Source organism: Coprococcus sp. RTP21428st1_C9_RTP21428_210409 (assembly GCF_040227395.1).
GTDB classification, from domain to species: domain Bacteria; phylum Bacillota; class Clostridia; order Lachnospirales; family Lachnospiraceae; genus Coprococcus; species Coprococcus aceti.
In genome coordinates, this window is record NZ_JBEHVV010000018.1 from 1 (window position 1) to 25,361 (window position 25,361).

Consider the following 25,361-nt stretch of genomic DNA (forward strand, 5'->3'; position numbering starts at 1 on the left):
ACTGTTCCATCGTAACTCATTCTCAGTCCTGCAACCATCTGTTCCTCCAGTGATTCAGGCGCTGATCTGTCCAGATCTATGGTCTTCTGAACCAGCTTCTGTCCTGTGCTGTCCGGCATATATATGTTGTACTCTTCATGTGGATTCATGAAGTTGTCCATATCTGAAAATGAATCATTTGTGAGCTCCTCACGCACGATACTGTTCTCATTTGCAATGTCAGTGTATTCATACACAACCTTCTTCACCGATTCGATCTGTGTCAGAGTTCTCACAAATGCCGCCTTGCTTAGCACCATCTCATATGTGTCAGTGGCCTCCCAGTCAACGTTGAACATAAGATTGATCGTCGCCTGACCGTCATATGTATATCTCTGGTACGTAACGCCCTGGGGAACCGGAACCTGTTTATCCGTCATTTCCCCACTGTCCATCAATGCGTTCATCACAGTGTCGATAAGATTCTCCGTCGTGACGAGCTGGTCTCGGGTGAAAACCTCCGGGAACAGATCAGTCCACGTTGAGTTTGCGTAGTACAGAGTCAGATTTTCATCTGAATTGTCTGCTGGATTTTTCTTTCTGCCATTCTTGCTGTCGCTTCCACACGCCACAAGAATCACCACTGCAGCCATGACCACGGCAGTGAGCATAATTCTTTTTTTCGTCGTCATATTAATCCCTTACTCGTGAGCCTGTAATGGAACCTTTACCGTAAATGTAGTTCCTTTTCCCGGTTCACTATACACATTTATAGTTCCTTTGTGCATGATAATTATATTCTTCGTGATGGCTAGTCCCAGACCGGTTCCACCAGTGTCTCGACTTCTCGCCTTGTCTACTCTGTAGAATCTCTCAAAAATATGATTTATGCAATCCTCCGGTATTCCTACACCGGAGTCTGCTACCTTGATATAGAAGTTCCTGTGGTCTGAATTGAGCGAAACCTTTATCCAACCGCCATCAACGTTATACTTTATTCCATTCTCTATCAGATTCGAGATCGCAAGAGTAAACTTCACCTTGTCTATCTCTGCCTTTATGTCTCCAAAGCTCTCAAATGAAAGCTGTATACTTCTCTTCTCCGCCAGAGGCTTAAGTCTCTTGAGTATGAGATCCATAAATTCATTCATATCCACAGGCTCTTTATTCAGGCTGTCAGGGCCTTTGTCAGTCTTAACGAGTGTAAGCAGATCACTTATGATCTCTGCCTCCCTGTCTATCTCCTGAACTATATCCTCCATGAATTCTCTGTACATCTCCGCTGGCACATCACTCTGGGTGAGCAGCGACTCTGACAGAACCTTCATGGATGTTATCGGTGTCTTTAACTCATGTGAGACATTTGACACGAATTCCTGACGGGACTCCTCAAGAAGCTGTGCCTTGTTGAATATATCGTTTATATCCTTTGTCAGCTCCTGTGTCTCCCTGAACATACCGTCCACGCTCATCGGTTCAAGGCTGCCGCCTTTCATTCCCTCTATCTCGTTTCTGACATGGTTCACATCCCTGACTGATAACTTAGCCGCAAAATAAGCAGCTATCAATCCAAGTATCAACGATATCGCAAACAGATAAGTTGCATTTCTCTTCATATATATTGACAGGTTCTCGAGAGCATCGGTCTCAAGAGATATCAGTGCCACCGCATCTGTATAGCCCTCACTGTTGATCACTGGAACTATGCGTCTGTACACATTTTCCTCTGTCTCTGATATATACTTCTGCTGCCCCTTCATTACGCTGAACACGTTCTCATCCACCAGATATCTTCCGGTGTCTTTTCCATAGGAGTCCACCACGACCTTGTAATCAGTATCCACTATAACTATACGGGCAGAGAGAGAATAAGCCATGGTCTTTATCTCGTCCACGGCTCTCCCTATATCATCCTCCGCCTTGTGTTCATTCACTATATGGGCAATGTATTCTGCACACTCCTGTGCGTGTCTGTCAAGATTTCTCTCACTCTTCGAATTCACAGTGCCCGCCAGTATCCACAGTGCTGCATAGGCGATCACTGCCACACTCACTGCCACTATAAGCGATATGATCGTTCTCTGCCCCACTCTGATACTGACTCTGGATCTCTCCTGGGCGGTATTCTTCTCTTCAATTTTTTCTGTTTCAACTGTTGCACGTTTCTTTTTTTTCATATCAGCCCTTGAAGAAATATCCTACTCCCCATTTTGTATGAATGTATACCGGCTCACCCGGATTAGCTTCTATCTTCTCACGAAGTCTTCTAACATGCACATCAACTGTTCTCGCATCTCCCGGGTAGGAATCTCCCCAGATCGTATTCAGGAGTTCATTTCTTGAATATACCTTGTTTGGATGCGCCATGAGCAGCTCAAGAAGGTCAAACTCCTTGGCTGTCAGATTAAGCTCCTTACCACCGACAAATACACGTCTGCTGTCAAGCTCAACCTTCATTCCATTGATCTCCATTACATTTGACGGTTTTGCAGGTGCCTGCTTGCGGTTGCTTCTTCTAAGTATAGCCTTGATCCTGGCCTTCACCTCAAGAATATTAAATGGCTTTGTTATATAGTCATCTGCACCATACTCGAGTCCCATGATCTTATCCATGTCCTCACCCTTTGCAGTGAGCATGATAATAGGAACATTGGAAAACTCTCTGACCATCTGGCAAACCTCTATTCCTGTGTATACAGGTATCATTATATCCAGCAGAACTATATCGTAACCATTTGCCTTTATCTTCTCTATAGCTTCACCGCCATCGTAGGCTGTATCCACTTCCATATCGTCCTGTTCCAGGCTGAACTTCAGCCCCTTAACGATCAACTTCTCATCATCCACAACAAGAACTTTCTTCATCTTAACATCCTTTCTACCCCGAGACTCATTTACTCTGTCGATATATATGTCTCCAGTTTCTCATATATACTGTCTCCTATGCCGCTGACATTCTTAAGGTCATCTTTGCAGGCAAATGCTCCATTCTTCCGTCTGTACTCAACAATCTGCGAGGCCTTCGTCTCGCCTATTCCCGGTAACGTCATAAGTTCCGCAGCATCTGCACTGTTGATGTTGACCAGTCTCTGTTCCGACGCATCTGTCCCGGCTTCGCTCTCATCCGGAAGCTGTTCACCTCCGACAGGAAAGTACAGCTTCTGACCATCCTCAAGCACATCTGCAAGATTCACCGCAACGGTATCTGCGTCATCGGAGAATCCTCCCGCCGCCTCAAGGCCATCATTCGCCCTGGATCCGGCTTCGAGCTCATATACGCCCTCATTCTTCACTGCTCCGCATACAAAAACTGTTATGTATTCTGGAGTTTCTGAATGTATCGTTAGACTCTCGTCTGCTCCGTCTTCTTCCGCGCCTTGCTGCGAAGCTTTCTCCGTAACATTCTCTTCTGAATTACCGGATATAGTTACCTGTTCTTCTCCACAGCCGGAACACAATAATGTCATTGTCAGCACGCATAAATATGCTAAATTTTTAATTATTTTCTTCATCGTGCGACACCTCCTGTGTCAGCACAGAATTACACAGGTTTATTGTATCTAAACACCTCTGAATTTACAACAATATATTTCTATTTTATTTCATTTTTGTTACTTTTTTCACAAAAGAGCCCTTTTATCCCTTATTCATTGATACTTTTTACAATACATAAAAATGTAACATTTTTATAAACTCCCCGATTCAGATCAGACATAAAAAAACAGCATATACGCCCGGTGCTCTTCCATCCTTACAGATGGCTGTCCACCATGGTCATATATACTGTTTTATAATTTACTATTTTATTATTTGAAGCTTTGTTATATTCTGCCCCGCATCCTAGAATAAAGGCTCCTTGAGGATAGCAGTTCCGATACCCTTCTGGGTGAAGAACTCAAGAAGCAGGCAGTGCTGGAGACGGCCATCAAGTATATGCACTCTTGAAACTCCATTTTCCATGGCTGCGATACAGTTGTTAAGCTTTGGAAGCATACCACCGCCGACAACGCCCTTCTCTATGATGTCCTTTGCCTCGTGTATATCCATCTCTGAGATAAGTGTTGACTTGTCTGTTGGATCAATAAATACTCCCTCGATATCTGTGAGGAATACAAGCTTCTCAGCCTCAAGAGCTGTTGCTACTGCACAAGCAGCATCGTCCGCATTGATGTTGTAATCCTCGTAGTTCTCATCCACTCCTATAGGTGCGATAACCGGGATGAAATCATCCTCGATAAGTGATGTAAGGATGGATGTGTCAACATTTGTTATCTCTCCCACATAACCTATATCCTTGCCACCAGGGAACTTCTTCTTGACTGTGAACATTCCGCCGTCCTTGCCGCTGATTCCGACTGCCTTAAGTCCGATCTTCTGCATGAGACTTACAAGACTCTTGTTGACCTTGCCGAGAACCATCTCTGCGATCTCCATCGTCTCTGCATCTGTAACACGGAGACCGTTGATAAATTCTGCCTCCTTGCCGACCTTCTCTACCCATTTGCTGATCTCCTTGCCGCCACCGTGTACGATGACCGGCTTCATGCCGACAAGCTTCAGCATGGCAACGTCCTTGATAACGTTGTACTTGAGATTCTCGTCAAGCATAGCGCTTCCGCCGTACTTTACAACCACTGTCTTGCCCTGGAATTTCTTGATATATGGCATAGCCTCTATCAGTGTCTGTGCCTTCTCAATTACCTGATCTACTGTGTAATCACCTATAACCATTTTTCTGTCCTTCTTTCTTCTATATTTATATATCTTCGGTTTATCTACCTTAGGTTTATCTGTCTTTTGCCTTCAACTTTATCTTCCAACCTGATCAATGTCAACGATTAACGCATCGTCTCAATTTAGTCTTATTTGATTTATTGACTATAATCTATTTTTAAATTTACGCAATATGTTTTATCTTATAACCTGCTTCCATTTTTATATGGCTTATCTCACTGGATTTTACTTTCTATAATCCGCATTTATCTTGATATAGTCATATGTGAGATCGCACCCCCACGCTGTGGCCATCTCATCCCCCATATTCATATGCGCCTTGAGCTTTATCTGCTTCTCTGAGAGTATGTGGCTTGCTTCCTTCTCATCGTAATCAGTTGTCACTCCATGCTTTACGATCTCAAGATGTCCTGCCACACTGGCTATCTCTATATCCACCCTGTACGGATCAAACTTCACGCCGCTCTGTCCCATGGCGCAAACTATTCTGCCCCAGTTGGCATCAGCTCCGTACATGGCACACTTTACAAGATTGGAGGCCACTATCGCCTTTGCCAGATGTCTTGCAGTATCCTTATCCGGCATGCCCGACACATCCACCTGAAACATCTTGGTAGCACCCTCGCCGTCCGAGGCTATCGCCCTGACAAATGCGCGGTTGATATATCTTATTGCCTCGACAAATGCAGGAAAGTCGTCATCGGTCTCCAGCAGCTCCTCGTTGCCCGCCATGCCATTTGCAAATATCATGACAGTGTCGTTGGTGGACATATCTCCGTCCACTGACACCATATTGTATGTATCGACCACGTCAGCCTTAAGCACCTTGCCCAGCAACTCTGAACTGATATTCAGGTCTGTCGTGATAAAGCTGAGTACGGTTCCCAGGTTAGGATTGATCATTCCTGATCCCTTACACATACCTCCGATGGTGACCTGCTGCCCCTTGATCTCTAAAGTTACGGCTATCTCCTTCTTATAGATATCAGTCGTCTTGATCGCCTCCGCGGCATCCACTCCGGCATCTATAGAATATGAAAGCTCCGGCACCAGCATATCTATACCGCTCTGTATGACATCCATCGGAAGTCTCATTCCTATGACTCCTGTAGAAGCCACCGCAACCGTACTTGGATCTATGCCAAGGCTCTTACCTACATGGGCTGCCATGGCCTCAGCATCGTGGATTCCCTGTTCGCCAGTACAGGTATTTGCCACACCGCTGTTTACCACCAACGCCTGACACATTCCCACATTCTGGCAAAGCCGCCTGTCGTATATGACCGGTGCCGCCTGAACCATGTTCTGTGTAAATGCTCCCGCTACATTAGCCGGAACATCACTCACCAGAAGTGCCATGTCTTTTTTCAGTTTATTTCTTCTTATTCCAACATGTAGTCCCGCTGCCCTAAAGCCCGCAGGGGCTGTCACGCCTCCCGGAATTATCTTCATCCTACCACCTTATTTCCAAGTGTCTATTTCGAGGCAAATGCTTCAAACCTGATGTTTATGGAAAAACAGGAGCCATGCGAAGGCCCTCAGCCTCGTCAAATCCAAACATGATGTTCATGTTCTGCACAGCCTGACCTGCTGCTCCCTTTACGAGATTGTCAAGTGCACCCATGGCGATGACTCTGTTTGTTCTCTCATCTATCTTGAAGTTGACATCCACATAGTTACTTCCCTCAACCCATCTTGTCTCAGGACATACATCCTTGTCGAGGACTCTGATAAATCTCTCATTTGCATAGTACTTATCGTATGCAGCTCTCACTGTATCGTAGTCGACCTTCTCCTTGAGGTTGGCATATGCTGTTACAAGTATTCCTCTGTTCATAGGGACAAGATGTGGAGTGAAATTAATGACTATCGGACTGCCATTCGCATATCCAAGCTGCTCCTCTATCTCAGGGGTATGTCTGTGTGTTGTAACACCATAAGCCTTGATGCTCTCGTTGACCTCACAGTAGAGATTTGCGATCTTCGCGCCTCTTCCTGCACCTGATGTTCCAGACTTAGCATCAACGATGATGGAGTTGGCATCAACCAGACCTTCCTTAACCAGTGGGTAGAGTGAAAGGATCGAACATGTTGTGTAGCATCCAGGGTTTGCAAGAAGTCTGCACTTCTTTATATCCTCCCTGTTGATCTCACAAAGACCATACACAGCCTCGTCAATAAACTGTGGGCTCTTATGCTCTATCTTGTACCACTTCTCATAAGTAGCAACATCCTTTATTCTGAAATCTGCACTGAGATCTATGATCTTCACCTTTGACAGAATCTCCTCATTCACCAGTGATCCGCACAGTCCCTGTGGTGTAGCTGTAAATATGACGTCTACTTTTGATGCAAGCTCCTCCATGTTGTCGTCCATACACTTTGCGTCCACGATCTGGAACATATTGCCGTATACCTGATAATATTTCTGATCGATAAAGCTTCTTGAACCGTACCATACGATCTCCGCTTCCTTATGTCCAAGAAGGATTCTTACTATCTCCTGTCCTGCGTATCCTGTCGATCCGATAATTCCTACCTTAATCATAACTGCCTCCATACATATGTAAAAATTTATATTTCCATTCCCACGGATTTGTCTTAAGGCATATCCTGTTTGATTGTATACCCACTTAGTCAGCCTAGTCAACATTCATCTAATCAGACGATATGTTATCCCTCCTACAAAAAACTTTTTATAATTATACATTTTGATTGCATATTATGCAATGGTTTTTTTGAATATTTGCATAATCGTTAAAAATATACGGTTCATCAACGTTTTTGCCGCCATTTAGCTATGTATCCATGTATAAATCACATGCATATTATACGCTGATTAAATGGATATTTTGAAAAATTGCTTGCATAATATACATTTGCGTTGTATAGTTCATGTAGGCGAAAAATGGAATATATTATAAAGTAATTTTTCAAAACACTATATTTATAGGAGGATTTATTAAAATGGCTAAAGAAAAAGTTGTACTGGCTTATTCAGGCGGTCTTGATACCACTGCCATCATCCCATGGTTAAAGGAGACATACGGATACGATGTTATCTGTGCATGTATAGATGTAGGTCAGGAGAGCGAGCTTGAGGGACTTGACGAGAGAGCAAAGTATTCAGGAGCTGAGAAGCTTTACATCATCGATGTTGTAGATGAGCTCTGTGATGAGTACATCATGCCAACAGTTCAGGCTGACGCTGTATATGAGAACAAGTATCTTCTCGGTACTTCATTTGCAAGACCTATCATTGCAAAGAAGCTTGTTGAGGTTGCACGTAAGGAAGGCGCTGTTGCCATCTGCCACGGAGCTACAGGTAAGGGTAACGACCAGCTTCGTTTTGAGCTTTCTATCAAAGCTCTTGCACCGGACATCAAGGTTATCGCTACATGGAGACAGCCTGAGTGGACTATGCAGTCACGTGAGGATGAGATCGCATTCTGTAAGGCACACGGCATCGATCTTCCATTTGATGCAAAGCATTCTTACAGCCGTGACCGTAACATCTGGCACATCAGCCATGAGGGCCTTGAGCTTGAGAATCCTGCAAATGAGCCAAACTACGATGACCTTCTGGTTCTCTCAGTTACACCTGAGAAGGCACCTGATGAGCCTGAGTACATTGACCTTGACTTCGAGAAGGGCTACCCTGTAGCACTCAACGGCAAGAAGATGAAGACTTCTGATATCATCCGTGAGCTGAACAAGCTCGGCGGAAAGCACGGTATCGGTATCATCGATATCGTTGAGAACCGTGTTGTCGGCATGAAGTCACGTGGTGTATACGAGACACCTGGTGGAACTATCCTCACAGAGGCTCATAAGCAGCTTGAGGAGCTCACACTTGACCGTGATACTATGGAGTACAAGAAGCTTGTTGGAACAAAGTTCGCAGCACTTGTATATGAAGGAAAGTGGTTCTGCACTCTCCGCGAGAGCCTTTCAGCATTTGTTGCCAAGACTGAGGAGCGTGTAACTGGTCATGTAAAGATGAAGCTCTACAAGGGTAACATCATCAAGGCTGGTACTACATCAGATTATACTCTGTACTCAGAGAGCCTTGCTTCATTCACAACTGGCGACCTCTACGATCACAAGGATGCTTCAGGTTTCATCAACCTGTTCGGTCTTTCAATGAAGGTTCGTGCTATGATGGATCAGAAGCGTGAGGAGAAGGACAACGCTAACAATAAGTAATTTATTATAGTGTAGACATGAAACATCCCCCATCATACTCGTTATGAATATGATGGAGGATGTTTTTTTCTTGACAAAACAAAAAGACTGAAATAGAATATATCAAAAGAAATGGGTTTTCACCGTACAGTTTTACGACTCAAGCGGGCTGCTCGTTTCTTTTTTTATTGTGGTAATATCATGCAGGTACTTATTACCATCCTCTGAATGTTTTATAAGAAGAATAGCTGTGAATATATTATATCTATCTAAATTGCCCGTTTTATCATCATACACAGGCAGTCCAAACCTTATATCATATCTATACCAACCATATTTAGCATCTTTATTATGCTTTTGCTCTTTATTCTCTTCCCAACGTGGATTTTTGGCTATTTTTATTAGCTCTGGAATTCCCTGTGATGCTGATGCCTTTGCCTTTTTTCTTGCACCTTTTAATGCAATTCTGCTTTTCGAACCTGCATATTCAGACGGAAATTCTTTTCCAATATAAACAACATCATTTGTTTCTGTAATTTCATAACAATCCGATATATAGCCTTTTAAGTATTTTTCTATCTGCTGCCAATCATCTTTTGATAAGCCTTTAAATTTTTTGTCATTAATAATTACTATTTGATTATTATTTTCGTCCGTTATTATACTAACATTCCTGTTTTTTATCATTCAGTAACTCCTTTATTATTTTATATTTGCCAAAAATCATTATGGAAATTAAACTATAGAAATTTCAGATCACTTATTTCTACTAAAAAAGAACTAAAATCTTATTTGAGAACAATGAGTAAAACTCCATCATTGTCAAGAACTCTCTCACTATGTATCTGCATTATATCAATGCTAGCGAAGATGTAAACCCACTTATAACGAATTTACACTTTCTTAATGAATTTATACACATCGTATATCTCGACGATATTTGAATGTATATCTATAAAAAAGATCCGGAGCCGAAGCTCCAGATCTCCCTAAATACATATCATTTACAATATCGCTGCACCAACGTACATTATTTTAAATTACAGTCTATATATTCCATATATGACTTTTTTCCAACTTCTGATTCATTTTCCACATACCACTCTGCGCATTCTTTCAATCCATCTTCCAATGATATTGTCTCCGGGTATATTTTGTTCTGCTGCTGCACATCGAGATAATATTCATAGTTATAAAAACTGAAATAATTTCTCTGTTCTATATCCTCACTGACATTTACAAACGCAGGGATCTTATCAAAGCAGGCGTAACACATCGTCACCCAGTCTTTTATAGTGACCGGCTCCACATTTCCCACATTCATGATATGAGTCTCCGGCTTTTCCTCGATTACTCTCTCCATCAGGATACAGAGATCCTTCACATGGAAGAACTGCAGCTTCATTCCACCATCTCCGGGCAGATAAAATGGCCTGTCCGCCCTGGCGCAGTCAAATACAAAAGCCTCCCTGTATACATTGTTCATAGGTCCATAAATATATGGTGGTCTGAGTATGTAAGCATCACTCACTCTGTCAAGTAATGCATCCTCCGCAGCAATCTTATCCGTACCATATGACCCCCAGTATCTGTTGAGTGCCCGTTCTGAATCTTCACGGAATGGCTGATCTCCATACTCTGGATACACTGCACTTGAGCTGATCATGATATACTGACCAAATGAACCAAGGCTGTCACATAAGTCTGTGATATCTTCCGCATTATATGCGGTTATGTCCGCCACAACATCAAAATAGATGTCTTTGAGTTTGTCTCCCAGGTCATGCCTGTCCGTTTCTATAAGTTTCACACCTGGAACCTGCGGTCTTGAATTTCTGTTCACCACATACACCTCATAGCCTTTGTCCACAAAATACTGCGCCGCATACCGGCTTACAAATACTGTACCACCCGTTATTAGTATTTTCTTCATGGAGAGCCTCCTTTAAATTGGGATTTTTTATCTACTCACCAAGTTCCAGTACCACACTCTCATTTCCAGCTAATTTCACTGAACTAAGGTCTGACACACCTGTCTCACCAGAACTTGAATAAAGTACATTTGTAACTGTTATGTCTCCGCACTCAGCAAGTGATACCGTCTGATCGCCCTCTGCAAAGTTGTGCACTACCAGCAGTTTCTGTCCATCCGCCTCACGGAAGTACGCTGTCACACTGTCGCTTGTGAGCGCTGCCGCTCTATAGTTTCCTTTCATAAGGGCAGGATTGTCTTTTCTAAGCGCTATCAGTGTCTTGTAATATGAATACATTGAATCCGGATCTTTCATCTGTTGGTCAAGTCCCTTTGTCTCGGCATTCTGATCGTCCTTTTCCCATGACGTGTTGTATGTACTGTCATCTCCCCACAGGAACGGTGTCCTTATCATCTCATCCGGCTTGCTGCCGTACATTCCGAGTTCCTCGCCATAGTAAATATATGGATTGCCTGGAAGTGTCATATATACCGCTGCTATCTGTCTCGCCTTATCCAGGCTGTTCACCGACGATGCTATCCTGTCCTGATCGTGATTTGCTCCAAATACTCCATTCAGATAGTTGACATCCACGCCGTCATATTTATTCTGTATATTCTCTATCGCCACGGAAAGAGAATCACCAAAGCCTGGCACCGCCATGCCTTTCTGTACGCAGTTCAGTATCTTCTGCTGAATTGCGAAATCAAACTTCGTGTCAAATGGCTGGACATAATTTTCCAGCACCTTGTCATCCTGCCATACCTCACCCACCAGGTATACACCAGGATTTATGCTCTCGCAGTAACCGGCAAATTCGTTCCACCAGTTGATGTTTGCCGCTTCAGAATCTTCCTGCTGCTTGAACTCATGCGCCCCATAGATATGAACTGCGGCGTCCATACGGAAACCGTCAAGACCAAGCTCCAGCCAGTGACCGGCGGCATCCTTCGCAGCCTGTCTAACATCCGGATTGTTATAGTTCAGATCCGGCATATCCGCGCCGAACACACCATAATAATAGAAGTCTCCTTCCTGGTGCCACACCATATCTCCCCAGCTTGATTTGTCGAGAAGATGATTGCAGTCTTTCTTGTCGGTCTTGTACACCCACCTGTAATAATCTCTGTACTCGCTGTTCTCATCGGACTTTGCCGCCTGAAACCACGGATGATTGATACTGGTGTGATTGATGACCAGATCCATGATGACTTTCATGTCTCTGCTGTGTGCTTCGTCAAGCAATCTCTTAAGATCATCCTCTGTTCCGTAATCGGGATTCACCGCCATGTAATCCGTCACGGAATATCCGTGGTAGGTATCGGATGCAGTGATCGGCATGAGCCATATCCCATCGATCCCGAGCTCCTTCAGATAGTCAAGTTTCTCCGTGACGCCATTCAGATCGCCTATACCATCACCGTCTGAATCGGCAAATGATCTGACAAATATCTCGTAATACACACCGCAATTACCCTCTTCGTCGGTCTTCTTACGAGGCTCTGCCGTAAATTCTGCCACATCGTATGCATCACTGGAATATGTTCCCTCTGCATAAGGCTCGTCATTATCCTTTTTAGACTCCTGTCCATTTTCTTCTTCGGCTCCGGCATCTGTCTGATCGTTTGTCTGACCATCCGCCAAAGTCTCTGCTTCTGACGACGCAGCACCGTCCGCTCCGTCATCTGTTTTGCCGCACCCTGTACCGAGTCCAAGTGTAAGGGCCAGCATAACCACTGCAAGTCTCTTCTGCAGTCTGAGTAAGTTGTTCTGTTTCAGCACTTTCTTTTTAAGCACTTTCTCGTTCCTCCTATACTCCCTCCAAAGAACATTATAACAGACCATGCCTCATAACTTCCAGTGTATTTTCTAAGCCATAGCCCTGCCGGCTGTCTTGTACCTGTCAACGATCACTCCAACAAGTATGAACAGAACGGCAAAGAGCACCTGTACTCCCATGCTCACAAATATTCCTGCCACCGAACTGCCTGATGTGAAATTGTCGATGGCGTCTGTCGCATTTGCATACCAGTATGCCGGGAGGAAATGTGCTATCGCCATCACAGTGTCACTTAAGAACTCTCTCGGCACAAATATCCCGCAGAGGAATGCCATTCCAAGTGATATGACATTAGCACACATGGAAAGAATCTGTTCATTCTGGGTAAGCTTGCTAACTAGAAATGCCAGCGAGAGTGCTACACAGGCATACACCAGCATATTGAGTATGAACATTCCGCCCCTTGCTGAGACTATATCATATTTTATAAGTATTCTGGAAAGTGCTATAAATACTACAGACAATACGCATCCAGTAGACATCATCCCCAGGACAAGTTCCCTGTTCAGCCTGAAAAATTTGTATGATGAGCACTCTATTCTCGCTCTAAGCTTTTTCCTGTTATATACCTGCAAAACAGGCGCTACCCCAATTATCATAACGCATATCATGACCCACCCCAGATAGTTGTAAAAATTATATAACATGGAATGTCCTGAGTTCTTTCCTTCGGCCATATCGACTTCAGCCTTCTGCTCAAGTGCCATCCTCGCTCTCTTATCGGCATCGTTCATATCATCTCCGGCCCTCTTGTACAGAGACACCATATTCATGTAGCTGTCAAGCCTTGCCTCAAACAGCATGGACGCCTGACTTCCGGGGATAGTCGTTATCTCAAGCATACCATCCGCAGTATCATTTGCCCATGCATCGCCAAAGCCATCTGGTATCCTGATCACACAATCCACCGCCCTGTTGTAGAGAGCATCCTGAATACCTCGTTCGTCCATATCAACGCCATCTACAAGTTGCTGCGTATCATTCAGGTAAGCCATCAATTTTCTGCTCATCTCACTGCCATCCTCATCGCTCACCGCATATTTGATCGTTTTATCCTTATAATAATTCTGTGGATCTGTGTTTCCCACATTGATGAACACAATCATGACTCCACACAGGATTCCCACATACATGATCATCTGCCCAATATATTTTCTCAAAACCTTGAAAAAAGATTTAAACACTTGCATATCTGTTCCTCCTTACCATGAGAATCCCAACTGCTATGAGCACCACAGCCTCAATAGTCATTATGACGATATTCTCAGTGAAAACCTGGTGGTCACTGTAAACATTCAGCGCATAGAATGAATCCGATATCAGAGCCGCGGGATTGAGTTTATTTATAATCGGCACGTGCTGCTGTATCTCATACTTTACTCCGTTTATACACAGATCAGAAAGGATGGACATCACCATGGATATTCCGATCACAATACCTATCTTGGTCCCCTCAGCAAGCTTTGATATAGCCCCAACTATGACTCCTATTGCCAGACCGATAAAGCAGCCCACAAACAGAGTAAGCAGGATCTCCCATACTCTGTCGCCAAAATCCACTCCTATGCAGGACATATATATAAAGCTTATGACCTCGACCACAAAATGTATAATCAGCAGTGCAGCAAACTCTGCCAAAACAAAGGTCATTTTTCTCTGTGGGGACACATTTTTTCTCTTTCCCGTAGCGCTCACATTTGCCTGAAGATTGCCCATCATCTCTATAGATGAAAGTGATGCAAACAGACAGCTCATGGCAAATATGGCATAGAAATAATTGTTATACACATTCTGGCTGCCCTCAGTGCTGGCCTTCTCTGTATAATATGATCTCTGTTCTGAGAGTTTTTCCACAAGGTCCGACATATCATCCACGCCGGAAGTCCCAGACATATACTGTTGAAGTCCGATGCCATCCTTATATATATCCATAAGTGCATGCTCGTACTGCTTGTACTCAGAAAGCACTGTCTCAAGTATGCTCGCATTGACAGAACTCTCCGCAACCGTGAGCTTCACATCATCCGTATATATGATGCCCTCGACCTCTTCATCAGCCAGTAACTTTTCCGCATCGCTTTCGCTCATCCTCGCAACCGACAGAAGGGCGTCATCGCCATCCGACAGCGCATCCAGCATATAATTAAGTCCATTTGCCGATTCATCCTCAGTGACCACCGCCACCTTGATATTCCTGAACATCTCATCCTGTTCATATATGTTGCCAAATGCCATGTACATGAATGTTGCAAGAAGCAGCGGGAATACCAGTGTCCAGAAGATCGACACCCTGCCTCGGACCATGATCTTTATGGTGTATAAAAAGTCCCGTATAAACATAATTCTCTCCTTTAATCCTGATTCATCTCAATTTTCCATATACAATACGATTTCAACGATCTCATATCTCTGCCCTGAATTTCGTTTAGTCTCTGAGCTCCTTGCCTGTGATCTCCAGAAATACATCGTTGAGCGTCGGGAGTTCCGTAACAACCCTGCCAAATGATATATCGTGCTCCTTGAAGAATTCCATGAGTCTCACCAGATTGTGTCTTCCACCAGAATATCTCAGCGTCAACATACCATCGCTATATTCCTCCTCATACATATGAGGCTGTCTGCGAAGCTCCGATATCTGTTTGCCTGTAAGTCCAAGCACCTCAACCTTGATGGTCTCAGTGTTCTTGATCATCTTCTTAAGTTCTTCCTTTGTTCCTACAGCTACAGACTTTCCTTTGTCCATGATGACTATCCTGTCACAGAGCTGCTCGACCTCCTCCATATAATGGGATGTGTATACGATGGTGGCACCTTCCTCATTCAGACGCTCGATCCCCTCAAGTATTCTGTTACGGCTCTGCGGATCGACCGCCACTGTCGGTTCATCGAAGAATATAAGTTTTGGCTTATGCGCTATTCCGCAGGCAATATTCAGTCTTCGCAGCAGTCCACCCGAGAGCTTCTTTGGAAGGAATTTCCTGTAATCCGCAATATCCACGAAATCCATTGTCTCCTCAACACATTTGCGTCTCTTCTCTTTGTCCTTTATATAAAGGCCGCAGAAGTAATCAATATTCTCATATACAGTCAGTTCATCGAACACCGCCACATCCTGCATTACAACTCCTATCTCTCTCTTGATATCGTAGCTGTCGGGCTTCATCTCTTTGCCAAATACCTTTATATCGCCCTTGTCAAATGTGAGCAGGGACAGTATACAATTTATAGTTGTCGTTTTGCCGGAGCCGTTTGGTCCAAGGAGTCCAAGTATCTCCCCCGCCTTCACTGTCAAACTGAAATGATCCAGCGCCAGTAGATCTTTATATCGCTTTACCAGATTGGTAACCTCTATTGCATTTTCTGAATTACTCATATATATCCTCCTGTTTTGATATCCTGTTTTTTGACCCTCATTATCTTATGAGTGTCGTTCATAACATGATAGTCTGCACGCATCAGCATGCTACATTCTTTATTACATGCTCTCATTATATACACCCTTGATCTGTTTTCACAGTGAACAACGTCATCTTCACAATGTGACATTTGTCATATTTCTTTTTCCCTCATATTTATTTATAATAATTATTACACTAGGCTGCACACACTGCCTGGCACGGCTATTCAGACAGCACGATATATACTACAGCATTTTCTACATTATGGAGAATAATTATGAAACATCTCATCAACAAAGGACTCCTGCTGGTCTCAGCATTTGTCATGATATATGCGCATAATACTGCCACGGACACCCGGATCATCATCACACTGCTCCTGTCGCTCATTGCCGGTGCGGTCTATCCGGCACTTGCCGGGATCTCCGCAGTGAACAGAGCCACCACGAAGGGCGCCGAGAACCACAGCAGAATATATCCATACATATGCGAGGCACTGGTATGCGCGTATCTTGTATCCGCATTCTGGCTGCACCCAGTCTATATGTTCGTGTCCATAGTCAGCTACGACATGTACAGATACAGACAACGGCTGTCACCAGTCATACTTGTCCTGTTATCCATATACATGTGCGTCAACTATCCTCTGATGTCAGTTCTCCCGCAGATATGCCTCATCGCATTCTCATTTGCTATGAGCGTGTACTGCTGCCGGATAAATCTGCTGAGGGCGGAGCTTCTTGCCATGAGGGACAATACTGCAGAACACGACATGCTGGTTGCACAGAACACACGCCAGTTGCTGGAAAATCAGGACAACATGGTGCTCACCGCCACCCTGTCAGAGCGAAACAGGATTGCCCGGGAGATTCATGACAATGTCGGTCATATGCTCACCAGATCCATACTTCAGACCGGTGCCATCAAAGTTATCAACAAAGACGAGCGTCTTGAGAAGCCCCTGGCACAGCTGCAATCTACGCTGGATACCGCAATGGACAGCATGAGAAAAAGTGTCCACGATCTACACGATGAATCCATAGACCTGCGCACTGCCCTAGATGATGTGATCAACAACGTCAGCGACATGGACATCTACATGGATTACGACATGTCAGATAAGCTTCCAAGAGAGATCAAATACTCATTCATCAACATAGTAAAGGAAGCCATTAACAATACGCTGAAGCACAGCAACGGCGATCATATGGTTATCCGCGTGCGGGAACACCCGGCATTTTATCAACTGTATATAACAGACAATGGACAGAACATCCGCTCCGGTCCATCCCCGGCACAAGGAAGCGCTTCTGGCGGTATGGGCTTAAATGGTATCCAGGAAAGAGTAAACAAACTTGGAGGCACAATGAAGATATCAACCGACAACGGATTTTCCATATTGATCAATATCATGAAAAGAGATTTTACAGACTGAATTCCAAACAGATATGCAAAATATCCTGATTATAAATAGGAGGAAACCGACAAATGAATGTAGTTATAATAGATGACGACCAACTGGTGGCACTGTCACTTCAGACCATACTCGAAGCCTGCGACGACATACAGGTATCCGCCACGGGAGGCAGTGGAGCTGATGCGATCAGACTGTACGAAGAATATCAACCGGATGTTCTACTCATGGACATCCGCATGGAGAACATAAATGGCCTTGAGGCTTCTGAGACTATCAGGGCCTCTCACCCGGATGCCCGCATTCTTCTCCTGACAACATTTTCAGATGACGAATATATAATCAAAGCACTGAGTATCGGGGCAAAGGGATATATACTGAAGCAGAATTTTGAGAGCATCGCACCGGCAGTAAAAGCAGTATACAATGGACAGACTGTATTCGGGGATGAGATAGTTGGAAAACTCCCTGATCTTATTGGACATATGGACACTACCTCATCAGATGTCCAGCCATCGCCATTTGCCGGAATGGAATACGAACTCAGTTCCAAGGAAATGAATATTATCAGACTTGTTGCAGATGGTCTGAATAACAAAGAAATCGCATCAAGCCTGTATCTGAGCGAGGGTACAGTGAGAAACTATATCAGTTCCATCCTTGACAAGCTGCAGCTGAGAGACCGCACACAGCTGGCGTGCTTCTACTACAAAAAGCTAACCAATTGAGCAACAGTCAATACAACACTAAAAAAGCAAGCCGCACGCCATCCTTGAATGACATGCGACTTGCTTTTTCTGTCTTACTGGGTCGTACCTGGGTGAGGGGTACTCATATACACTACTACTGAAGTGAGGCATCCACACTTACATATTCTGTTGAAATATATCCGATCGAGCCATCGTATAACTGAACTCCTATCCAGCTCTCATCCTGTGATACAACGTCGAACATCTCTCCACTGTTCACTGTAGCTATGATATCTGATTCTGATGACTGCTCTGTATGGACATACACACCATCATATATCACTGATGCTGTTACGCCCGGAAGCACCTCTGAAGGGGTCTCTTCTGTTGTCGCTTCCTCTGTTGTCACTGCCTCGGTAGACGCTGAAGTCACAGACTGTATACTACCTGATGCATTGCTGGCAACTCTGGCCGTATCGTTGGCCGATACTGAACTTCCTGCAGGCACCACTGCGTCGATGGCAAGCTGCACACTGCTGTCTGCCATCATCACTGCCTGACTCTTGTTGATAGTCACACTATCATTCGCATATAATTCATCCGCAAGCGGGTCAGCCTTCTCTCCAAAACTTATGACAGCAAATACACAAAGAGCCATTACAACCACAAGTGCTGTCATCAAAATGTTATGTCTTAAATATTTATAACTGAGAACATTCCTTCTCATGTGATCTACAAATCTTCCAAACTTACTGCGTGATCTAGTCATTAATTTTTCCTCTTTTACCCTTAATCCAAGCTATTTTCTATGTAGTATTTCGTAATCTAATTTTTACAAAGTTACCGCATTTGTTACATTTCTGTTAAATATAATACACTACACATGTGCATGTGTCAACTGATTCTGACAAAAAAATACCAATTTCTAGTGGTTTTACACAACTGTTTGTAACGACATGTTGTGTTTTGTAACATTTAACTTTTCTGCTGAAAAAAGCGCATTTTCGTGGTATCATATGACATCATACAGTCAACAAAAGGAGTACATTATGAGACTTGATAAATTTCTAGTTGAAATGGGGATCGGCAGCCGCAGTCAGGTAAAGCAGTATGTGAAAAAAGGCACTGTCACCGTCAATGGTGCCCCGGTTAAATCCTCAGATGTAAAGATAGATGAGAACAACGATACTATAAAATATAATGGCAGGATTCTGAATTATTCTAGATACAGATATTTTCTCCTGAACAAACCTGCGGGGTGTGTAAGCGCCACCAAAGATAACGTGCATCAGACCGTTATCGATCTGCTAAAAGGAGAAAATACAAAAGACCTGTCACCCGTGGGACGGCTGGATATAGACACAGAAGGACTTCTACTTCTGACAAATGACGGAGCACTGACCCACCATCTTCTGTCTCCTGCACACCACATTCCCAAGACATATTACGCAGAGATTGACGGATATGTAACAGATGATACCATAAACCTTTTCGCCACAGGTGTGGATATCGGAGATGAAAAACCTACACTGCCCGCAGATCTGCGCATATTATCTTCCGACAGCACCGCTGCCAGATCGGAGATCGAACTCATAATAACAGAGGGACGTTTTCACCAGGTCAAGCGAATGTTTGAGGCCGTCGGCATGAAAGTTACTTTTCTGCGAAGAATTGCAATGGGTGAGCTGAAGATAGACGAATCGCTTCCGACAGGTGCCTACAGAAGTCTCTCGGAAGAAGAGGTCAGTCTTCTCCGGTTCGATATGCCACAATAAAAATAGAGAACAGGAAATCCTGTTCTCTATTTTTATTTATGTTACTGACTTCTATTCTGTAATATATTTATCAAGGCCATCTGCTATTCCCTTGGCGATCTTGTTCTGATAATCGTCTGTTACAAGAAGTGCTTCCTCAGATGCTGTAGTCATATAGCCAACTTCCACTATGGTTACCGGAACTGTACTCCAGTTTATTCCGCTCATGGTATCCGTCTCCCATATTCCATCGCTCTTAGCTCCTGTGGAAGCCAGAAGTCCTGATAAAACATCCGTGGCAAGACTCTTGCACTGATCATAGATAGCTGAATTATATGGATTAGATGATGTCTGACATACTGTCATCACACCTGTCGCATTACCGTCTGTCGATCCATTTGTATGGATCTTTATAACTGCATCTGCCTTAAGGTTGTTCGCATATTCTGCTCTCGTCGCATTACTTATATCAACATCATTCGATGTTCTGATCATCTTAACTGTATAGCCTCTGGATGTGAGCTCTGCCTCAAGCTTCTGTGCGATCTGAAGATTCAGCTCATATTCCTTTATTCCTGTTGATACACCTGTGTTGCCAACGGTTGCCTTTACTTTTGTCTCTGTAGCAGCAGGGCCTATCGGCTCGGTCTCTTCATTTGCATTCTGCTGATGTCCGGCATCTATAACTATCATCTTGCCCTCACCAACATTGGATGTAGTTCCCTGTTCTGTGGATGCATCCGATGAATTCTCTGTTGTCGCCTCAGTCGATGCATCAGACTTATCTCCTCCGCCTACGACCTCAAGGAGCTCTGAGAATATATAGTATTCCCCACCATCTATAGATACCTTGCTCCACTCATCGTTATAACCGATTCTGTCCAGCTCAACATCATTTGCAACTTCCTGATATATCTCTCCATCAGTTGATGGGCTCGTTCTGACATTCACATAGTCAAGAGTCTTTACTTTGTCATTACATATTGTAAAGCCATCCTTGTCCTTCTCCGGCTTTGCCTCAGTGGTTGCTTCCGTAGTCGCCACCGTCACTGCCTCTGTGGTCGCCTCTGTCTCCGTCGGATTGGCTGTGGTAGCATCGTCACCTTTGCTTCCGCATCCGGCAAATGCCAGCATGGAAGCAAGTCCAAAGCAGAGCACTGCATATTTTAAATGTTTCTTCTTCATGAGTATCCTCCGTAAGTGATTATTGAAGTTAAAAATACATCATCTTATTGTAACACAATCGTAATAACTGCACAAGTAAATTGCTCAAATACCTGATTTCACCATACTACATTTCAAATACTACACCGCAAATCTTCTCAAGTTGTGCATAATCCTCCGCACTTCCAAGCTCCACCGCTGAATGCATAGCCAGTATCGGTATTCCCATGTCTACAGCTCTGACTGGCAGATAAGATGAAGCTATAGGACCTAAAGTCTGTCCTCCTGCCATACCCGACCTGTTCACCTGACGCTGTATCTTTATCTCCTGATTTCTTGAAAGAGCCATGATGACCGCAGATGCCTCACTGTCTGACACGTATCTCTGACTTGCACTTGATTTGAGTGCCACTCCGCGCCCCATGACAATCTGATTTGTCGGATCACTCTTCTCTGAATAATTCGGATGGGTTGCGTGCGCCACATCAAGTGACAGCATGAATGCATCTCTCATAAGGCGTCTTCCTGCTCCAGCCTCAATGTCCAATCCTGCCATGATACGCTTTATTATCTCCGACAGAAGCACCGAATCTGCTCCCTGCTTTGATCTGCTGCCTATCTCCTCATTGTCAAATAATGCTATAACATTTGTATTATTGCCATTTGTCTCTCTGCACATGGTGTCAACAAGCGCTGACACGGAAGTTACATTGTCAAGTCTCGGAGAAGCTATCATATCCTTATCTGCCCCAACTATCTCCATTCCATCCATGTTATACAGGTATAGATCATAATCAAGAATATCGTTCTTCAAAAGCCCAAGGTCATCTGCCACATACTGTAATATATCTTTGTCCTTCACCTTCTGACCATCCAGACCATATACAGGTATGAGCTCCTTCTGCACATTCATTTTCTCCCCGGGTGCATCCTTTCTCAGATGCGGTGCAAGGCTTGGCACTATGCACATGGCACGCTCTGAATCATACAGATACGCCTTCGGCCTGAACGGATCCGTGGTCTGCGCCATGACCTTGCCCGCGATTCCAAGCGGTCTGTCAAACCATGTCTCCTTGATAAGTCCGCCGTACGGCTCTACATTCAGTGTCTGGTAGCCGCTTCTGTTCATATCCGGCTGAGTCTTTATCTTGAGCATAGGAAAATCTGTATGTGCAAGGCCGATATTCAGCCTGCCATACTCAGGCATCTCCCCTGCGGCAAACGCCACCATCATAGATGAGTATGGCTTCACATAATATCTTCCTCCGGCCGTGAGCTCCCAGCGTTCTCCCATATCAAGCTCCATGTAACCGTGATCCTGCAGCATGGCTTCACATTCCTTCACTACATGAAACTGTGTGACACCGGCGTCAAGTAGTCTGCAAAGTGTATCTATCATAATAAATTATCCTCCTTATAATGGTCGGTCGACAAACGCACACATCAGTATACTTTCTTATGTGCATCGTCTGCGTTCTCCACAAAGATTTTAGTACAAATCTTCAGCTTATACAATTCCCTTACTTCTTATTTTAGCTTAATATCCACATCTGATATTCAAGTTTTTTTATCGCAATGTGAATCTTCTCTTGCCCTGTCATTCAAAAGGCTGTATAATCGCCAATAGATACTTTAACGCTTTTATGCGTCAAACCGTTAAAGGAGAACGTAAAATGAATGATTTTTCAATAGGATTTATCGGTCTGGGACTTATCGGAGGATCTATTGCCAAATCCATCCACCGCATTTTCCCTGATTACAGAATAGTCGGCTTTGACAATAATCTATCTACACTCAAGGAAGCTGTCTCCGATGGGACACTGACTGAATATACAGATGATATCCATACCATAGCAGAATGCAACTATATCTTTCTGTGCGCACCGGTCCACTATAATATAGAATACCTGCGCCAGCTCAAGCCATTTCTTACAGACAGCACCATACTGACTGATGTCGGAAGCGTAAAGCTCGACATATACGAAGCAGTCCAGGAGCTTGGGCTTGCCAGGTATTTTGTCGGCGGACACCCTATGGTCGGCTCTGAGAGATCTGGCTACGAGGCGGCCACCGACAGGCTCATAGAGAATGCCTATTACTTCATCACACCTGCAGACGGAGTTCTGCCGGGCAAGACTGAGGAGTTCTCCACATTTATCGGAGATCTTGGAGCGATACCGATCACATACTCACCTGTTGAGCACGACCGTATAACCTCTTACATAAGCCATGTGCCCCACGTCATAGCCGCCTCACTGGTCAACCTTGTCGCAGCGGCAGACAGCCCAGACAATATATTTAAGTCACTGGCAGCCGGTGGTTTCAAAGATATAACCAGGATCGCATCCTCCAATCCGGTGGTATGGGAGCACATTCTTCTGGCAAATCCTGACAATATCGTAAACGGTCTTCAGGAATATGTTGAGCTTATAGACAAAATGATTTATCATATTAAGCAGCGCGATGCGGCTGGGATAAATGCTTTTTTTGCATCCGCCAGAGATTACAGGGATTCCATTCCTAACAACAGCAGCGGTGTCATAAGAATGCACCATGAACTGTTTGTAGATATCCCTGACGAGGCTGGTGCGCTGGCAAAGGTGACAGCTTTTATCGCAGAGGCAAAGATAAGCCTCAAGAACATCGGAGTCTCCCACAACCGGGAGGATGAGGAAGGGGTTCTCAGACTCTCATTCTACGATGCTGATGCAAGACGGAATGCGCAGGATGTGCTGAAGGCCGCAGGCTATAGAATTTATAACCGATAGGTAAAACATATTACACTAGAATAAAGGAATACTGAGAATTTATGAAGATCAACAGAGTAAAATCACTTAACGGAGAGATAACAATACCGGGGGACAAATCCATCTCCCACCGCTCCATCATGTTCGGCTCAATCGCAGATGGAATAACCGAGGTACACGGATTTTTAAATGGAGCAGACTGTATATCATCCATGAACTGTTTCAGGCAGATGGGTATAGATATTGATTACGACGGCAGTGTCGTTACTGTACACGGCAAAGGACTGCATGGACTGTCAAAGCCTGAAGGCACACTCGATGTCGGCAACAGCGGAACAACCACCAGACTTATATCGGGTATACTTGCCGCTCAGCCATTTGCAAGCAGGCTTATAGGTGATGCTTCTATATGTAAGCGCCCTATGAAGAGAATCATGACGCCTCTCTCCATGATGGGTGCCGACATCACATCCGAACTCGGAAATGACTGTGCACCGCTCCTTATAAACGGAAAGGAACTCCATGGAATACACTACAACTCACCTGTCGCGTCAGCACAGGTAAAGTCATGTGTACTCCTTGCCGGACTCTATGCAGACGGCGAGACAAGTGTCACCGAGCCATATGTGTCAAGAAACCACACTGAACTCATGCTTGAGTCATTTGGCGGCAATATAAAAGCAGAGGGAACTACGGCTACCGTAAAGCCTGTGGATAATCTTGTTGGACAGAAGATACTTGTACCTGGAGATATATCATCAGCTGCTTACTTCCTTGTTGCAGGACTTATCACTCCGAACTCATGCATCACCATCAAAAATGTTGGCATCAACCCGACCAGAGATGGAATACTGGAAGTCATCAAAGCAATGGGCGGCGATATGGAATACTCCAATGTAGTGAGCGGATGCGGTGAGCCAACCGCTGACATAACAGTCAGGACATCAAGTCTCAAGGGCTGTGTCATTGAGGGTTCCATCATACCAAAGCTCATAGATGAGATCCCTGCCATAGCAGTTCTCGCATGCTTTGCAGACGGTGAGACCATCATCAGGGATGCCCAGGAGCTCAAGGTCAAGGAATCAAACAGAATAGATGTCATGGTAAACGCTCTCTCATCCATGGGCGCAGACATAACTGCAACCGATGACGGAATGATCATACGCGGCGGAAAGCCTCTTCACGGTGCAGTGATTGACAGTCACTTGGACCACAGAATCGCCATGAGCTTTGCCATCGCAGGACTTAACGCTGATGGCGATACAGAGATCACCGGAGCCGAGTGCGTGAACATCTCATATCCTGGATTTTATGATGATCTGGGTGGGCTGGAGAGGTAAAATAGATATAGAGCTCTTTATAATAAAAGTCGCCACTGTTATCGTAGGATGCATAGCATCGTAGATAACAATGGCGACTTTGTTAATGTTATTTTTTATCCTAATAATTTAATGATATCCTGATCTGTCCAATATTCATTTTAC

Annotated in this window: 22 protein-coding genes; 6 read left to right on the forward strand and 16 right to left on the reverse strand. The window is 44.3% G+C overall.

Annotated features, from left to right (window positions below):
• The 7 genes from ABUA34_RS05275 to argC all read right to left on the reverse strand — a co-directional run.
• A partial coding sequence (locus tag ABUA34_RS05275) for a GerMN domain-containing protein (RefSeq protein ID WP_349822963.1) occupies positions 1-671 on the reverse strand: 671 nt, incomplete at its 3' end.
• 9 nt (positions 672-680) lie between these two features.
• Entirely contained in the window at positions 681-2,156 is a 1,476-nt protein-coding gene (locus ABUA34_RS05280) for a sensor histidine kinase (RefSeq protein ID WP_022217180.1), read from the reverse strand.
• A 1-nt stretch (position 2,157) separates the two neighbouring features.
• Positions 2,158-2,844, reverse strand: a complete 687-nt coding sequence (locus ABUA34_RS05285) for a response regulator transcription factor (RefSeq protein ID WP_055279845.1) — start codon at positions 2,842-2,844, stop codon at positions 2,158-2,160.
• 29 nt (positions 2,845-2,873) lie between these two features.
• On the reverse strand, positions 2,874-3,491 hold the full coding sequence (locus ABUA34_RS05290) for a ComEA family DNA-binding protein (protein WP_055279844.1): 618 nt from the start codon (positions 3,489-3,491) through the stop codon (positions 2,874-2,876).
• A gap of 328 nt (positions 3,492-3,819) precedes the next feature.
• Positions 3,820-4,710: an acetylglutamate kinase gene (gene argB, locus ABUA34_RS05295; RefSeq protein ID WP_015533199.1), complete on the reverse strand. Its 891-nt coding sequence runs from the start codon at positions 4,708-4,710 to the stop codon at positions 3,820-3,822.
• Positions 4,711-4,938: 228 nt separating this feature from the next.
• On the reverse strand, positions 4,939-6,165 hold the full coding sequence (gene argJ / locus ABUA34_RS05300) for a bifunctional ornithine acetyltransferase/N-acetylglutamate synthase (RefSeq protein WP_055143951.1): 1,227 nt from the start codon (positions 6,163-6,165) through the stop codon (positions 4,939-4,941).
• Between the two features lie 55 nt (positions 6,166-6,220).
• Positions 6,221-7,261, reverse strand: a complete 1,041-nt coding sequence (gene argC / locus ABUA34_RS05305; RefSeq protein ID WP_022059392.1) for an N-acetyl-gamma-glutamyl-phosphate reductase — start codon at positions 7,259-7,261, stop codon at positions 6,221-6,223.
• Between the two features lie 419 nt (positions 7,262-7,680).
• Between argC and ABUA34_RS05310 the strand changes: the two genes are divergently transcribed.
• Positions 7,681-8,919, forward strand: a complete 1,239-nt coding sequence (locus ABUA34_RS05310) for an argininosuccinate synthase (RefSeq protein WP_004848633.1) — start codon at positions 7,681-7,683, stop codon at positions 8,917-8,919.
• A gap of 132 nt (positions 8,920-9,051) precedes the next feature.
• Here ABUA34_RS05310 and ABUA34_RS05315 read toward each other — a convergent pair whose 3' ends face one another.
• The 6 genes from ABUA34_RS05315 to ABUA34_RS05340 all read right to left on the reverse strand — a co-directional run bounded on the left by ABUA34_RS05315 (position 9,052) and on the right by ABUA34_RS05340 (position 16,084).
• Positions 9,052-9,585 (reverse strand): hypothetical protein, encoded by a 534-nt coding sequence (locus tag ABUA34_RS05315; RefSeq protein ID WP_004848629.1) that lies wholly within the window; start codon positions 9,583-9,585, stop codon positions 9,052-9,054.
• A 343-nt stretch (positions 9,586-9,928) separates the two neighbouring features.
• A complete protein-coding gene (locus ABUA34_RS05320; protein ID WP_022217175.1) occupies positions 9,929-10,831 on the reverse strand; it encodes an NAD-dependent epimerase/dehydratase family protein in 903 nt (300 codons plus the stop codon).
• A 31-nt stretch (positions 10,832-10,862) separates the two neighbouring features.
• Entirely contained in the window at positions 10,863-12,668 is a 1,806-nt protein-coding gene (locus ABUA34_RS05325) for an alpha-amylase family glycosyl hydrolase (protein WP_349822964.1), read from the reverse strand.
• Positions 12,669-12,740: 72 nt separating this feature from the next.
• Complete coding sequence (locus tag ABUA34_RS05330) at positions 12,741-13,901, reverse strand: ABC transporter permease (RefSeq protein ID WP_349822965.1); 1,161 nt, start codon at positions 13,899-13,901, stop codon at positions 12,741-12,743.
• Positions 13,888-15,051, reverse strand: coding sequence for an ABC transporter permease (locus ABUA34_RS05335; RefSeq protein WP_015533201.1), 1,164 nt, complete (start codon positions 15,049-15,051; stop codon positions 13,888-13,890). The genes ABUA34_RS05330 and ABUA34_RS05335 overlap by 14 nt, the downstream gene beginning before the upstream one ends.
• A gap of 85 nt (positions 15,052-15,136) precedes the next feature.
• Positions 15,137-16,084 (reverse strand): ABC transporter ATP-binding protein, encoded by a 948-nt coding sequence (locus tag ABUA34_RS05340; protein ID WP_349822966.1) that lies wholly within the window; start codon positions 16,082-16,084, stop codon positions 15,137-15,139.
• Positions 16,085-16,386: 302 nt separating this feature from the next.
• Here ABUA34_RS05340 and ABUA34_RS05345 point away from each other — a divergent pair, with 302 nt between their 5' ends.
• On the forward strand, positions 16,387-17,544 hold the full coding sequence (locus tag ABUA34_RS05345) for a sensor histidine kinase (protein WP_349822967.1): 1,158 nt from the start codon (positions 16,387-16,389) through the stop codon (positions 17,542-17,544).
• A 53-nt stretch (positions 17,545-17,597) separates the two neighbouring features.
• Positions 17,598-18,251 carry a response regulator transcription factor gene (locus ABUA34_RS05350; protein ID WP_349822968.1) on the forward strand — a complete coding sequence of 218 codons (654 nt, stop codon included), beginning with the start codon at positions 17,598-17,600 and terminating at the stop codon, positions 18,249-18,251.
• 115 nt (positions 18,252-18,366) lie between these two features.
• Here ABUA34_RS05350 and ABUA34_RS05355 read toward each other — a convergent pair whose 3' ends face one another.
• The gene (locus tag ABUA34_RS05355) at positions 18,367-18,981 is read right to left on the reverse strand and encodes an SH3 domain-containing protein (protein ID WP_015533206.1); all 615 of its coding nucleotides are present in this window, start codon (positions 18,979-18,981) and stop codon (positions 18,367-18,369) included.
• 280 nt (positions 18,982-19,261) lie between these two features.
• Between ABUA34_RS05355 and ABUA34_RS05360 the strand changes: the two genes are divergently transcribed.
• A complete protein-coding gene (locus ABUA34_RS05360; RefSeq protein WP_015533207.1) occupies positions 19,262-19,987 on the forward strand; it encodes a pseudouridine synthase in 726 nt (241 codons plus the stop codon).
• A 51-nt stretch (positions 19,988-20,038) separates the two neighbouring features.
• Here the strand turns inward: ABUA34_RS05360 and ABUA34_RS05365 are convergent, their stop codons facing one another.
• Complete coding sequence (locus ABUA34_RS05365) at positions 20,039-21,151, reverse strand: N-acetylmuramoyl-L-alanine amidase family protein (RefSeq protein WP_349822969.1); 1,113 nt, start codon at positions 21,149-21,151, stop codon at positions 20,039-20,041.
• Between the two features lie 106 nt (positions 21,152-21,257).
• Positions 21,258-22,529 (reverse strand): M18 family aminopeptidase, encoded by a 1,272-nt coding sequence (locus tag ABUA34_RS05370; RefSeq protein WP_349822970.1) that lies wholly within the window; start codon positions 22,527-22,529, stop codon positions 21,258-21,260.
• A gap of 274 nt (positions 22,530-22,803) precedes the next feature.
• On the opposite strand from ABUA34_RS05370, the gene ABUA34_RS05375 reads away from it, so the two are divergent.
• Entirely contained in the window at positions 22,804-23,898 is a 1,095-nt protein-coding gene (locus ABUA34_RS05375) for a prephenate dehydrogenase (protein ID WP_243147844.1), read from the forward strand.
• Positions 23,899-23,939: 41 nt separating this feature from the next.
• Complete coding sequence (gene aroA, locus ABUA34_RS05380; RefSeq protein WP_055143935.1) at positions 23,940-25,217, forward strand: 3-phosphoshikimate 1-carboxyvinyltransferase; 1,278 nt, start codon at positions 23,940-23,942, stop codon at positions 25,215-25,217.
• The last annotated feature ends 144 nt before the right edge of the window (positions 25,218-25,361 follow it).

Excerpts from the sequence above, each read along its gene's own strand:
- argB (WP_015533199.1), bottom strand. The coding sequence starts at position 4,710 with ATGGTTATAGGTGATTACACAGTAGATCAGGTAATTGAGAAGGCACAG.
- ABUA34_RS05345 (WP_349822967.1), top strand. The coding sequence starts at position 16,387 with ATGAAACATCTCATCAACAAAGGACTCCTGCTGGTCTCAGCATTTGTC.
- ABUA34_RS05370 (WP_349822970.1), bottom strand. The coding sequence starts at position 22,529 with ATGATAGATACACTTTGCAGACTACTTGACGCCGGTGTCACACAGTTT.
- argC (WP_022059392.1), bottom strand. The coding sequence starts at position 7,261 with ATGATTAAGGTAGGAATTATCGGATCGACAGGATACGCAGGACAGGAG.
- ABUA34_RS05290 (WP_055279844.1), bottom strand. The coding sequence starts at position 3,491 with ATGAAGAAAATAATTAAAAATTTAGCATATTTATGCGTGCTGACAATG.
- argJ (WP_055143951.1), bottom strand. The coding sequence starts at position 6,165 with ATGAAGATAATTCCGGGAGGCGTGACAGCCCCTGCGGGCTTTAGGGCA.
- ABUA34_RS05315 (WP_004848629.1), bottom strand. The coding sequence starts at position 9,585 with ATGATAAAAAACAGGAATGTTAGTATAATAACGGACGAAAATAATAAT.
- ABUA34_RS05280 (WP_022217180.1), bottom strand. The coding sequence starts at position 2,156 with ATGAAAAAAAAGAAACGTGCAACAGTTGAAACAGAAAAAATTGAAGAG.
- aroA (WP_055143935.1), top strand. The coding sequence starts at position 23,940 with ATGAAGATCAACAGAGTAAAATCACTTAACGGAGAGATAACAATACCG.
- ABUA34_RS05320 (WP_022217175.1), bottom strand. The coding sequence starts at position 10,831 with ATGAAGAAAATACTAATAACGGGTGGTACAGTATTTGTAAGCCGGTAT.
- ABUA34_RS05335 (WP_015533201.1), bottom strand. The coding sequence starts at position 15,051 with ATGTTTATACGGGACTTTTTATACACCATAAAGATCATGGTCCGAGGC.
- ABUA34_RS05350 (WP_349822968.1), top strand. The coding sequence starts at position 17,598 with ATGAATGTAGTTATAATAGATGACGACCAACTGGTGGCACTGTCACTT.
- ABUA34_RS05340 (WP_349822966.1), bottom strand. The coding sequence starts at position 16,084 with ATGAGTAATTCAGAAAATGCAATAGAGGTTACCAATCTGGTAAAGCGA.
- ABUA34_RS05285 (WP_055279845.1), bottom strand. The coding sequence starts at position 2,844 with ATGAAGAAAGTTCTTGTTGTGGATGATGAGAAGTTGATCGTTAAGGGG.
- ABUA34_RS05360 (WP_015533207.1), top strand. The coding sequence starts at position 19,262 with ATGAGACTTGATAAATTTCTAGTTGAAATGGGGATCGGCAGCCGCAGT.
- ABUA34_RS05330 (WP_349822965.1), bottom strand. The coding sequence starts at position 13,901 with ATGCAAGTGTTTAAATCTTTTTTCAAGGTTTTGAGAAAATATATTGGG.
- ABUA34_RS05365 (WP_349822969.1), bottom strand. The coding sequence starts at position 21,151 with ATGAAGAAGAAACATTTAAAATATGCAGTGCTCTGCTTTGGACTTGCT.
- ABUA34_RS05375 (WP_243147844.1), top strand. The coding sequence starts at position 22,804 with ATGAATGATTTTTCAATAGGATTTATCGGTCTGGGACTTATCGGAGGA.
- ABUA34_RS05310 (WP_004848633.1), top strand. The coding sequence starts at position 7,681 with ATGGCTAAAGAAAAAGTTGTACTGGCTTATTCAGGCGGTCTTGATACC.
- ABUA34_RS05355 (WP_015533206.1), bottom strand. The coding sequence starts at position 18,981 with ATGACTAGATCACGCAGTAAGTTTGGAAGATTTGTAGATCACATGAGA.